The following is a 12,579-nucleotide window of genomic DNA, read 5'->3' as shown; positions in this document are numbered from 1 at the left end:
TCCATAAAAAAAGAGGGGCGGCATGCGGGTTGCATGCCGTCCGTTTCTTCCGCAGCGCGTTCGTACGGACGTACCCGTTTATTTTGCGCAAAGAAAGGTTTATTTCGTATGTCAGACGTAACTCTTGTGGAAAAATATATGCCGGAGCTGCTCCGGCTCTTGGAAGAAAGCGTAAATATGGACTCGCCTTCACGGAACAAGGCGCTCTGCGACCGGATGGCGGACTGGTACGAGATCCAGTTCCGGCGTTTGACCGGGGGAACGGTAACGCGTCTTCCCCATGAGGTCGCGGGCGACCGGCTGCTTTGCGAGTGGGGCGCCGGCAGCCGGCGCATTCTGCTGCTGGGCCATTACGATACCGTGTGGCCCGAAGGCGAAGCGTCGCGGCGGCCCTACAGCGTCCGCGGGGGCAGAGCCTTGGGACCCGGCGTGTACGACATGAAGCTGGGGCTGCTTCAGGCGATGTTCGCGCTGAAGCTGCTCGGTGACGAGGGACGCGGTCCCGCGGAAGATGTTACCGTCGTGCTGCTGATCAACAGCGACGAAGAGATTTCCAGCCCCAGCTCGCGCGGGCTTATCGAGCAGACCGCGCGGGGCTGCGAGGCGGTCTTCGTGCTGGAGCCTCCGATGGAGCCGGAGGGCGCGCTCAAAACCGGCCGCAAAGGAAGCGGCCGCTACAAGCTCATCGTGGAAGGGATTGCCGCCCATGCGGGCGTGGACCCTTCCAAGGGCGTCTCGGCCATCGAGGAGCTGGCGCACCAGATCCAGTATCTGCACGGCCTCACCGATTACGGCATCGGCACGACGGTGAATGTCGGCATCGTGCACGGAGGCATCGGCACGAACGTGGTCGCGGACCGCGCCGAAGCCGAGATTGACGTGCGCGTGAAGACGTCGGCCGAGGCCGAGCGGGTACACGCGCTGATCGCGGGCCTCCGCCCGCACCTGCCGGGAGCCCGGCTCCGCATCGAGGGCCGCATGATGCGCCCGCCGATGGAACGCACGGACGCGATCGCGCGGCTGTACGGTCTCGCGCGGAGAATCGCCGCGGACGAGCTGGGCTTCGAGCTCGGCGAGACGGCGACCGGCGGCGTCAGCGACGGGAACTTCACCGCCGCGTGCGGGGTTCCGACGCTGGACGGCCTCGGCGCGCGGGGAGATTTCGCGCACTCGCCGGACGAGTATGTGCGGCTGGACGAAATCGCGCCGCGTACGGCTCTGCTCGCGCGGCTGATCGAGACGGTCGCAGTGGGGGAGAGACGGTAAGCGGGCTCGAGAGGGGGTAGGCTGCCGCTGGCTGTGGAGTCACACAGCCGGTTCCGCACGGTTTGGTGTGCATACAACCCGTTCGACAGACTTTGTTCTGTCGGACGGGTTTATTTTTGTTGGCCAAAAGTAAAAAAAAGCAAACATCCATTCGAGACAAACAGGTGTCGCATCGAAGTGATAACCTAAATAATGGAATTGATATCATGATCTGGGGAAGGGGATTGTGCGGAGAGATGGATACGGGGAGAAAACTTATGCTGGATGTCGGCGTCATCTGTGAAGAACTGGGGCTGAGGAAGGACTACATAGAGAATGTCGTGAAGAAGAACGGATGTATGAAACCGGGGGCGCAGGAAGCGGAAGACGAACAGGAAGACGGAGAGGAAGACGAACAAGACAAAGACAAGAAGGATGCGGATAAGGCAAAAGAAAGGAAACAGAAAAGGAGTTGGGACAAGGGGAAGGCCGGGAGTAAGGGCTGGAGCAGCGACCGGAGAAATGACCGGAGCAATGACCGGAGCCAGGTCAAAGAAATTTCTCAGCCTTGTCCGAAAACGGGGGACGGCTCTCCCGAAGTCTCTTCCGGTTTTCTGTTTTTATGGAAGAAGTAGGAAGGTCCGGGGCCGGTGTCGAATTAATTCCAATAGGCACATAGACCTAACGGAATGGAGTGAGACAAGCCCTTATGATGGACAAAGTCATCCGATTGTTTCATATTATTCTGGCCATTCAAGCCAATCCCGGAATCTCGGCTTCGGACATCGCCCGTAAATGCGGAATTAATCCCCGGACGGTTTACCGGGATCTCGCTACATTAAGCCTGATAGCGCCGATCACCAACGACGGCAGGGGTACCGGGTACCGGTTTATGGGGAAGTTTTTCTTGTACCCGTTAAACTTTACGGAGCAGGAGGCGCTCGTTTTCTCGATGCTTCCTTCGGTCCTCGATACGGAAAAGCTGCCGCCTGGGTTTGACCAGGCTTATCATAAAGTAATGGCCACACACGGGAAGGAAAAGAGCCACCACCGCGACATCGTGCAAAATATTACGGACATTATCCAGATGGGGGCGCCCGCTTACCGGCAGGAGCATCCGAATTTTTTGGAGACGATTATCTGCGCCATTCTGGATCAGAAAACCATTTCTACCGTTTATCATACGATGTCCCGCAACAAAACGACGGAGAGGAACATTGATCCGTATTACCTCGTGCCGCGTGAACGGCGCTTTTATCTCATCGGCTACTGTCATTTGAAGCGGGAGGTCCGCACGTTCCGGATGAGCCGTTTTCAGCAGGTGGAGGTGACCGGGCAGGCTTTTGAAAAAGGGGATTTTAACATCCGGCAGTACCTTAAGAACACCTGGTCCATCGAGCGCGGGGACAAAAATATGACATTCAAGGTGAAGTTTAACGCGGAAGTGGCTCGGTACGTCAAGGAAGAGGAACTGTTCGTTCACCCCCGTATGCGCGACCGCAAGGACGGGAGCCTCATTTTCGAGGTGACGGTTAACAATGAGCGCGAGTTTCTCAATTGGGTGATGCAGTACGGCCCGGCGGCGGAAATTTTGGAGCCTAAGGCCGTGCGGGAGAAGCTCAAGCAGCAGCTGCACCAATGGGTGGAGCTGTACAAGTGAAGGGGGCGGTACTGTAGGCGCCGCACGGATTCCGGCTATGGCTGCCAGCCATGGTATAAGGCGGATGGACTAGATTTCATCGCTTGGAGATAGTCCGTACAGAGCCTCCCGCCCCAAAATAAAAAACCTGCCCCGCGGCCTATTGCCAAACAGCCGGGGCAGGTTTTTGCTTAGGAGATAAGACCGGTTTCGCGCCCTACTTTTTTGAGGGCCTCCAGGGCAAAGTCTAGATCGTCCTGCGAGTGGGCGGCCGTAATAATCAGCCGGATGCGGCCTTTGTCGGCGGCAACGGTCGGGAAGACGATCCCCTGGGCGAAGACTCCTTCCTCCAGCAGGCGGTTGGAGAAATGCATGGTAGCCGCAGCGTCCCCGATAATAATGGGGATAATCGGCGTCTCGCTGGCTCCGGTATCGAAGCCGGCTTGAATCAGCGCCTTGCGGAAACCGTGGGCATGAGACCACATCCGTTCCACCAGCTCCGAACTGCTGCGGAGAACGCGGATGGCCTCCAGACAGCTGGCCGCAACGGAAGGCGGGTGGGACGTGCTGAACAGAAACGGCCTCGCCTTGTGGATCAGCACTTCCTTCAGCGCCTGGCTTCCGGCCGCGTAACCGCCAACCACGCCGATCGCTTTGGACAGGGTGCCGATCTGGATATGCACCCGCCCGTGCAGGTTGAAGTGGTCGGTGGAGCCTTTGCCGTTGCGGCCGAGCACGCCGCTGGCATGGGCATCGTCGACGCAGACGATGGCGTCGTAGCGTTCGGCCAGCTCGACGATGGCCGGCAGGGGCGCGATGTCCCCGTCCATGCTGAACACGCCGTCCGTCACGATAAAGCGCTTCCGGTACTGACCGCTGGCGCGGAGAACGTCTTCGAGCGCGTTCATGTCCTTGTGCCGGTAGATTTTGCGCGCCGCTTTCGACAGCCGGATTCCGTCGATAATGCTCGCATGATTCAGCTCGTCGCTGATCACGACATCGCCATCCTGCAGCAGTGTAGAGAACACGCCGAGGTTCGTCGTAAAACCGGACTGGAAGACGAGTGCGGCTTCCGTTCCTTTGAACGCGGCAAGCTCCCGTTCCAGCTCGTCGTGAATCTTCAGCGTTCCGGCTATCGTCCGTACGGAACCGCTGCCGGCGCCATATCGGTATACGGCATCCGCGGCGGCCCGCTTGAGATCGGGATGATTGGCAAATCCGAGATAGTTGTTCGAGGAAAGCTGAAGCACCCGCCGGCCGTTCAGTTCCATCCAGACATCCGAGGCGCTTTCCCATACGGCGGGCAGCCGGTACCGGCCTTCCCGTTTGAGCTGCTCCAGTTCTTCCGCCAAATAATCCAATCCGCTCATATGTTCATCCTCCGTTTTCTAAATATGAGTAAAGACGACCTTGGCGCATTGGCCCGAAGCCATCAAGTCAAAAGCTTCCTCGTACCGATCGAGTGTAAACGTATGCTGGACGAGCGGCTGAAGGTCGATGCGGTTCTGGTCCAGCAGCCCCTTGATCTGGTGCCAGGTGTTGTACATGCGCCGTCCGGTTATGCCGTGGACCTGAAGGCCCTTGAAAATCACATGCCGGGACAGGTCAATCGGCACGGAATGAGCCGGAATACCCAGCAGAGAGACGCGGCCTCCGGGTGACATCGCTTCCAGCAGGTCGTTGATGGCGCGGGCATTGCCGGACATTTCGAGGCCGACTTCGGCTCCTTCGCCGCCCGTCATCTCCCGGATCAGCTCCGGGGTGGAGACCGCGGGAGACGACTGGATCGTCGCGTCGGCGCCCAGCTTCCGGGCCATATCCAGCCGGTACGCATTAAGGTCGACGGCGATGATTTTGCCTGCGCCCGCGGCCTTCGCTACCTGGACGGCCATGAGGCCGATCGGGCCCACCCCCATGACGACGACGGACTTGCCCACGATGTCGCCCGACAGCACGGACTGGACCGCATTGCCCAGCGGGTCCTGCAGGCAGGCCAGCTCGAAGGGCAGAGACCTGTCGTTCGGGATGATGTTGACCGCCTTGGTCACCGCATAGTCGGCAAAACAGCCCGGCGCGGTAATGCCGAAGCTTCGCGTATGAGGGCAGACGTGAGCGTTGCCCGAACGGCATTGTTTGCACATCCCGCAGACGATGTGGCCCTCAGCGGACACATAATCCCCGACGCGGACGCTGCTCACCTGCGAGCCCACCTCATGCACGACGCCCGCAAATTCGTGGCCGAACACATTGGGGGTCACGACGTGCTGTTCGGCCCAGTCGTCCCAATGATAAATATGCATATCCGTTCCGCAGATCGAGCTTGCTTTCACCCGGATCAACACTTCATCCGGCCCGCATTTGGGGACGGGCACCTCCATCAGAACGGCTCCGGCTTTGCGGTGCGCTTTGACAAGTCCAACCATGGTTTGGGTCATGACCAGCATTCTCCTTTTGAGAAATGATCGTTATAAAGTACTTATGTGCGTTATGAAGTACCTGAATGCTGTTATAGTAACCCAAACTATATTAGCGTGTAAATAAAAAAATTCCCGAAGGAACCAAAACATTCCTGCGGGAAAAGGATAAAACCGGAAACACCGGACTAGAACGGAGCCGGTATAGAACAGAACCGAACTAGAATGTAACCGGACTAGAACGGATACAAAATGACGCTCTGGATATGAACCACTTCGTCCGTGCTGTTCCGGTAAATGTGGCTCTGGTCGGCGTGAAACCGGATGGCGTCGCCGTTTTCCGCTACGATCACCTGCTCGCCGATCTGCATCTCAAGGGTGCCGCGGGTGACCGACACGTATTCCTCCACTCCCTCGTGATGAGGGTCGGATTCGTATTCGCAGCCGGGCTGCAGCTCCACGGAATAAATCTCGAAGCGGGAGCTTCCGTCGTACGGAAAGAGCGGATAAGCCGTATATTTTCCCTCTTCCGACGACATCGGAAACAGCTCGGATTTCTTCACCAGCGTAACCGACGGCTTCTCATCTTCGATGAGTGCCGAAACCGAGATATGCAGGCCGTGGGCGATTTTCCACAATATCGTGATGGTGGGGTTCGATTCCGCCCGTTCGATCTGGGCCAGCATCGTTTTGCTGACGCCCGTCAGTTCCGCGAGCTTATCCAGGCTGAGCCCGCGCGAACGGCGGATTTTTTTGAGATTGCCCGCCACCCGTTCTACCATGTTATCCATCTGTGTACCTCCGTAGTAAACGTTCTGCGCTTTCCCTCCATCATACCATCATCGGGCTTTGCGGAAAACGGTTGTGCGGGACAGTGTGATCGTCTGGGCCCAATTGCCTATAACGGTTGCCTGCCGGAGGCTTGTGTGTGATAAGATGGGGAGGATGAGAAGGAACAGGAAGGAGGGGAGAGTCCTTGACCAGGCTTAAAGATATTGCGGATGTGATCGGCGTCTCTATCTCAACCGTGTCCAGGGCGATCAGCAACGATACGAGCCGGCCGGTGAGCGAAGAAACGAAACGGAAAATAAGGGAAACCGCCTTGAAGCTCGGTTATCCGCTGGACGATACCCCGGGAGCGGCCGCGAGCCGGACCCAGATCGCCTGCGTAATTCCCGGCAAGCTGCTGGGCAATCATCCGTATTTCTCGGAGGTGCTCCAGGGATTTCACGGGAAGATGGCCGAGATGGGGCAGCCCGCCGCCATCGTCCGGACCTTCGAGGAAGTGAACGACGCGGAACGTTTCCAGGCTATGCTGACGGAGTCGGGGGCACGCGGAGTGCTCGCGCTGGGCTGGTACGACAAGGAGCTTCACGAGCTGCTGGAGCAGCAGAGCATTCCCATTCTCGGCGTAAGCATGAACGACGATTCCCTGAGAATGCCCATCGTGGACTGCGACCGGGTGTCGGCCGCCCGGATGGCGGTGGGGCATCTGCTTGATCAGGGGCATACGAAGATCGGGTATGTGGGCGGTCCCGCTTTTTTCAGAAAGCTGGAGAACGACGAACGGTTCATCGGCTTCCAGTTCGCGATGCTCCAGGGCAACCTGTCGATCCGCAAGGAGTGGATCGTCAATACGAACTGGGACGTGGACCTGAGCTACCGGCTCGTGACCGCCATGCTGCAGGAGCTGCCCCGGGCGGACTGGCCTACCGCCATATTCTGCGCCAGCGATATGCTGGCGATACCGGCGATGAGGGCGGCGCTCGAACAGCAGTGCCGTATCCCCGAAGACATCGCCTTCGTCGGCATGGACAATATCGGGTTCTCGCAGTATACGAGCCCGCCGCTCACCTCGATCGACGTGCCGCGGCAGGAAATCGGCAAGCTGGCCGCCAAATTCCTCTGCGACTACGTAGAGGAGGACTACCGGATTCCGCCGCGGATTTTGCTGCCGTGCTCCCTGATCGTCCGGGAATCGTCGGTTCACGATATCCGGCCTTAGACGGGGAGTAAAGAGAGTGCGCGCACAAGCAAGAGTCTGACAGAACGATGTCAGGCTTTTTTAGCTGCGCTTTTTTATCCAAAAAATTTGGATTCAATTTAGCCAAAAAGTTGTTGCATTCCTCGGGTCGATTTGGTAAATTAGGGTCAACAAGTTTCTTGTAAGCGTTTTCTAGGACAAATAACGTTCTGCCTGTCTTACAAAAACGTTGAATCACCCTGATTTCCGACGAAAATGAATCCAAAAACTATCCAAATATAAAAATAATTTTGGATAAGGGTTTTGCAGTCCTAAAGTCATTTCGTGGGGCTGAAAGCGAATCGAACGCATTTCATTCCCGGAAGGAGAATTAACGTGGCTGAAACTATTCTCAAACGCAGCGGCCCGGAAACGGGGGCGCATCCTCGTCCGGTTCCGCGCAAACTGACGCTGGGCAGGCGGATTCTCCGCAATTGGCAGCTTTATCTGCTGATTTCGCCCGTCGTGCTTTATTACATCGTGTTTCACTATGTGCCGATGTACGGCCTGCAAATCGCTTTCAAGGATTTTGTGGCGAACAAGGGAATCTGGGGCAGCGCCTGGGTCGGATTTGACCATTTCCAGCGTTTTTTCAACAGTTACTTTTTTGAGCGTCTGATTACGAATACGATCGGTCTCGGTCTTTACACATTGGCGCTCGGATTCCCGATCCCGATTATTCTTGCCCTCCTCATGAACGAAGTCCAATCCCAGAAGTTTAAAAAATTCGTTCAAACCGTCACCTACGCGCCCCATTTTCTTTCCACGGTGGTCGTTGTAGGCATGATGATGATGTTCCTGAATCCCAGATACGGTCTCGTCAACACTTTTCTCGGGATGTTCGGCGTCAAGCCCGTCAACTTTCTGGCCGATCCTTCCTGGTTCAAAACGCTCTATGTGCTCTCTGATGTGTGGCAGACGATGGGGTGGAGCTCCATTATTTATCTGGCGGCTCTCGCCGGCGTAGACAATCAGCTTCACGAGGCGGCGCGCGTGGACGGGGCGACCCGGCTCCAGCGCATCTGGCACATTAACCTTCCCGGCATCCGCCCGACGATTGTCATCCTGCTTATCCTGAATCTGGGGAGCGTCATGTCCATCGGGTTCGAAAAAGTGCTCCTTATGCAGAACACCCTCAACATGCAAAGTTCCGATATTATCGATACCTACGTATACCGCAGCGGGATTCTCGACGCGGATTACAGTTTTTCCGCCGCCGTCGGCCTGTTCAGTACGGTAATCAACTTCATTCTGCTGATCAGCGTGAACTGGATCTCCAAACGCTTCAGCGGATCGAGCCTATGGTAGGGAGAGGGAGAAGAGATGGAAAATACCCGTGAAGACCGCTTGTTCAACACTGTCATTTACCTGGTTCTCGGGCTGGTGCTGCTTATCGTCCTGTACCCGCTGGTATTCGTGCTCAGCGCTTCGTTCAGCGAACCCCAATACATTATGAACGGGGAAGTGCTGCTCTGGCCCAAGGGGCTGACGCTGGACTCGTACACCAAAATTTTCGAGGACGGCCAAATTATGAGGGGCTTCGGCAATACGCTCCTGTATACGACTACGGGGACGTGCCTCAACGTGATCATGACGATTCTGGCGGCGTATCCCCTTTCCCGCAAAGACTTCGTGGGCCGCAACCTGTTCATGGGCCTGTTCGTGTTCACGATGTTTTTCAGCGGCGGGCTCATTCCGACCTACATCCTGATCAAAAATCTCGGCCTGCTGAACTCCTTCTGGGTCATGATTTTGCCCGGCGCCGTGTCCATCTGGAACATCATCATCATGCGCACCTTTTTCCAGCAGACGATTCCCGGAGAGCTTGAAGAGGCGGCGACCATCGACGGCTGCTCCAATATGCAGATCCTGACGCGGATCGTCCTGCCACTGTCCATGCCGATCATCGCCGTCACCATTCTGTTCTACGCGGTCGGGCACTGGAACTCGTTCTTCAACGCCCTGCTGTACCTGTCCGACAAAAGCAAGTTTCCGCTTCAGCTCGTCCTGCGCGAAATTCTCATTCAAGGGCAGACGGACAGCCTGGTCAAAATGTCGACGGAATCGGCGATCAAGCAGCAGCGGGCGGTGGAAGGCATCAAATATGCCGTTCTCGTCCTGGCCAACCTCCCGATGTTCCTGCTCTATCCGTTCCTTCAGCGGTACTTCGTCAAAGGAATTATGATCGGCGCCATCAAAGGCTGATCGTTCATCCTATACATGCTTCACGATATTCGCGATAGTTACGATTAAACAAGGGAGGTTAACGAGATGAAGAGAAAGAGAGCGATGAAACTCGTTTTGGCTTGCGCGCTGACGACGGCGGTGCTGTCCGGATGCAGCAGCGGAGGTGAGAAAGGCGCCGGGGAAGCGGCCGAGGCGAAAGGCGTGAATGCGACGGGGTTCCCGATCGTCCAGGAGCCGGTTACGGTCAACGCTTTTGCCGCCAAGTTTTTCGCCAATGCCGACTGGAACAAATTGAAGCTGTGGCAGGAATACGAGAAGAAAACCAACATCCACATCAACTGGGAGACCGTCCAGAAGGACGCCTTGAAAGAAAAACGAAATCTGCTCATGGCGAGCAGCGGGTATCCCGATCTGTTTTACGCATCCGCTTTCTCGAAATCCGACTTGTTTAAATACGGCAAGCAGGGTGTATTTCTGCCCCTGAACGACTACATCGATCAATATGCGCCGAACCTCAAGGCTCTGATGGAGAAATACCCGGTCATTAAAAAGGGCATCACCATGCCGGACGGCAAAATTTACAGCCTGCCGACTTTGTACGACCCGGAATTCCGGTCCGTTTTCTTCAACACCCCTTGGGTTAAGACGGAATGGCTGACCAAGCTGGGCCTCAAGGAACCGACGAATCTAGACGAATTTGCAGCGATGTTGAAAGCGTTCAAGCAGGGAGACCCGAACGGGAACGGCAAACCGGATGAAATCGCGTGGGGCGGAGTCGGGACGACAGGAATTGTCGGTTACTTGAGAGGTTCCTTCGGTCTAGGCAACCACGGCAACGCCAACCTGTATGTCGATACGGAACCGGATTCGGGCAAAATCCGCTTTATCCCCGCCGATCCGCGTTACAAAGAAATGCTGGAATACATCCACAAGCTGTATAAAGACGGCCTGCTGGAGCAGGATATCGCCTCCGTGAAAAGCGAGGAGGTCGACGCGAAGGGAACCGCCGGGCTGCTGGGCATCGTGGATAACGTAGACCCTGCGGCGATCTATAACCAGAAAGGATACGCCGGCCTGCCAGTACTGAAAGGACCGCACGGCGATCAGCTCTACACGTATATCGGTTCTCCGCTCGGCAATATCGGGATGTTTATTCTGACCGATAAAGCGAAGAATCCGGCCGCTATGGTCCGGTGGATGGATTATTTTTACGGCGAGGAAGGCATCAAGATGTTCTTCATGGGCTGGAAAGACGACACGTACAAGGAAGAGAGCGACGGAACGGTCGATTATGTGGATGCCATCAAAAACAACAAGGACGGTCTCAGCCTCGACCAGGCGGTCAGCCAATACCTGATCTGGCCGGGCGGGTATTACCCGGGATTCGTCAAGCAACCGTACTTCAAAGGAGCGGAAGGGCTTCCTACCTCCGTAGCCAATTCGAAGAAAGCCGATCCGCACGTACTCAAGCCGGACGAAATCTGGCCGGCCTTCAATTTCACAACGGAAGAACAGCAGGAATTGACGACGCTGGCCAATGACATCGAAACGTATGTCACGGAAATGAAAGACAAATTCATCGTCGGAGATGCGCCTCTGTCCCAGTGGGACGACTATGTGGCGACCCTGAACAAAATGGGACTGGACCGCTACAAGCAAATTTATCAGGCTGCACTGGACCGCTACTCCAAGAGCAGTTAAGGGAGAGAGAGAACATGAGCGAATTGACCGCAATATTAATCGGCGCGGGCGCCCGGGGAGCGGGCGGCTACGCCCCTTATGCCCTGGATTATCCGCATGAGCTGCAGTTCGTGGCCGTGGCGGAGACAGATGCTGAACGCAGGGAGAAAATGGCGGAGAAGCACGGCATTCCGGCAGAGCACCGCTACGATACGTGGGAAGAGCTGCTGAACCTGCCCAAAATGGCGGATATCGCCGTCATCTGCACCCAGGACCGGATGCACTACGAGCCGACGATGCGGGCTCTTGCCGCCAAGTATCACGTGCTGCTGGAGAAGCCGATGTCCCCGGACCCGCGCGAGTGCCTGGACATGGAGCAGGCCTCCCGGGACAACGACCGGCTGCTCACGATCTGCCACGTGCTGCGCTACACGCCGTTCTGGACGGCGGTCAAGACGGCCATCACGGAGGGGAGAATCGGCGAGGTGGTATCCATCCAGCTCAACGAGAACGTGGGCTACTGGCATATCGCCCACAGCTTCGTGAGGGGGAACTGGAACAACTCGCACAAAGCAAGTCCGATGATCCTGGCCAAATCTTGCCACGATATGGACGTCCTGTCGTGGCTGATGGATAAACCGTGCAGCCGGGTAAGCTCGTTCGGCTCGCTCATGCACTTCAACGGGGCGCACGCGCCCGAAGGCTCCGCGGACCGCTGCCTGGACTGCGCGGTGGAGCCGACGTGCCCGTATTCCGCCACGCGGTTCTATCTCAGCCGGGAATTCAGAGGCTGGGCCGGGCACTTCACAAGCGACCTTTCCAAGGAGAGCATCGTCAAAGGGCTGCGCGAGACGGACTACGGACGCTGCGTGTACCGCAGCGACAACAACGTCGTCGATCACCAGGTGGTGAACATGGAGTTCGAAGGAGGCGCCACGGCCATGTTCAGCATGTGCGGCTTTACGTTCGAACAGGAGCGGCGCATTCAGATCATGGGCACGCGGGGAGAACTGAGGGCGGAGGGCGACTCGATTATCGTCTACGATTTTCTGACGCACCAGAAGACGGAGATTACGATTCCCGTCCAGACGGCCGGACACGGAGGCGGGGACAGCGGCATCGTCCGCAGCTTCCTTCAGGAAGTGCGGAACTACAGCGGCCAGGAAAGCCTCACCTCTGCGGCCGCTTCCGTCCGCAGCCATCTGATGGCCTTTGCGGCCGAAGAATCCCGTCTGAACGGCGGAGCGCCGATCGAATTGACGGAATACGCCCGGACACTTGCGCAAAACGCGGGCGGGCTGAGCGGTTAAAACGGCGGCGGCCCGGTTTTTACGTAAGCGCTGATGGGCCAAGGCGGCATCGGAGATTGGACATCCGGCAGGGCGCAGGAT

Annotated in this window: 11 protein-coding genes; 8 read left to right on the top strand and 3 right to left on the bottom strand. The window is 57.0% G+C overall.

The genetic code is table 11. The features are described 5' to 3' along the window. Positions 1 to 108 precede the first annotated feature (108 nt). From AC2TF6_RS22735 to AC2TF6_RS22725, 3 genes are all read left to right on the top strand, one after another. Entirely contained in the window at positions 109 to 1,266 is a 1,158-nt protein-coding gene (locus AC2TF6_RS22735) for a M20 family metallopeptidase (RefSeq protein WP_491308621.1), read from the top strand. 236 nt (positions 1,267 to 1,502) lie between these two features. After that, positions 1,503 to 1,880: a hypothetical protein gene (locus AC2TF6_RS22730; protein WP_491308620.1), complete on the top strand. Its 378-nt coding sequence runs from the start codon at positions 1,503 to 1,505 to the stop codon at positions 1,878 to 1,880. Positions 1,881 to 1,954: 74 nt separating this feature from the next. Beyond that, positions 1,955 to 2,905 carry a helix-turn-helix transcriptional regulator gene (locus AC2TF6_RS22725; RefSeq protein ID WP_491308619.1) on the top strand — a complete coding sequence of 317 codons (951 nt, stop codon included), beginning with the start codon at positions 1,955 to 1,957 and terminating at the stop codon, positions 2,903 to 2,905. Positions 2,906 to 3,075: 170 nt separating this feature from the next. On the opposite strand, the gene AC2TF6_RS22720 is transcribed toward AC2TF6_RS22725, so the two are convergent. The 3 genes from AC2TF6_RS22720 to AC2TF6_RS22710 all read right to left on the bottom strand — a co-directional run bounded on the left by AC2TF6_RS22720 (position 3,076) and on the right by AC2TF6_RS22710 (position 6,089). Next, complete coding sequence (locus tag AC2TF6_RS22720; RefSeq protein ID WP_491308618.1) at positions 3,076 to 4,254, bottom strand: glycine C-acetyltransferase; 1,179 nt, start codon at positions 4,252 to 4,254, stop codon at positions 3,076 to 3,078. A gap of 18 nt (positions 4,255 to 4,272) precedes the next feature. Beyond that, the gene (tdh, locus tag AC2TF6_RS22715; RefSeq protein WP_491308617.1) at positions 4,273 to 5,319 is read right to left on the bottom strand and encodes an L-threonine 3-dehydrogenase; all 1,047 of its coding nucleotides are present in this window, start codon (positions 5,317 to 5,319) and stop codon (positions 4,273 to 4,275) included. 215 nt (positions 5,320 to 5,534) lie between these two features. After that, positions 5,535 to 6,089, bottom strand: a complete 555-nt coding sequence (locus tag AC2TF6_RS22710; protein WP_009676228.1) for a helix-turn-helix domain-containing protein — start codon at positions 6,087 to 6,089, stop codon at positions 5,535 to 5,537. 185 nt (positions 6,090 to 6,274) lie between these two features. Between AC2TF6_RS22710 and AC2TF6_RS22705 the strand changes: the two genes are divergently transcribed. From AC2TF6_RS22705 to AC2TF6_RS22685, 5 genes are all read left to right on the top strand, one after another. Next, positions 6,275 to 7,303 (top strand): LacI family DNA-binding transcriptional regulator, encoded by a 1,029-nt coding sequence (locus tag AC2TF6_RS22705; RefSeq protein WP_491308616.1) that lies wholly within the window; start codon positions 6,275 to 6,277, stop codon positions 7,301 to 7,303. A 354-nt stretch (positions 7,304 to 7,657) separates the two neighbouring features. Beyond that, a complete protein-coding gene (locus AC2TF6_RS22700; protein ID WP_491308615.1) occupies positions 7,658 to 8,629 on the top strand; it encodes an ABC transporter permease in 972 nt (323 codons plus the stop codon). A 15-nt stretch (positions 8,630 to 8,644) separates the two neighbouring features. Then, entirely contained in the window at positions 8,645 to 9,526 is an 882-nt protein-coding gene (locus AC2TF6_RS22695) for a carbohydrate ABC transporter permease (protein ID WP_491308614.1), read from the top strand. Between the two features lie 66 nt (positions 9,527 to 9,592). After that, positions 9,593 to 11,209, top strand: a complete 1,617-nt coding sequence (locus AC2TF6_RS22690) for an extracellular solute-binding protein (protein ID WP_491308613.1) — start codon at positions 9,593 to 9,595, stop codon at positions 11,207 to 11,209. Between the two features lie 14 nt (positions 11,210 to 11,223). Next, a complete protein-coding gene (locus AC2TF6_RS22685; protein ID WP_491308612.1) occupies positions 11,224 to 12,498 on the top strand; it encodes a Gfo/Idh/MocA family protein in 1,275 nt (424 codons plus the stop codon). Positions 12,499 to 12,579: the final 81 nt, after the last annotated feature.

Source organism: Paenibacillus sp. JNUCC 35 (assembly GCF_058269095.1).
Note: the sequence above shows the minus strand (reverse complement) of the source record. Positions and strands in the feature narration are given on the sequence as shown.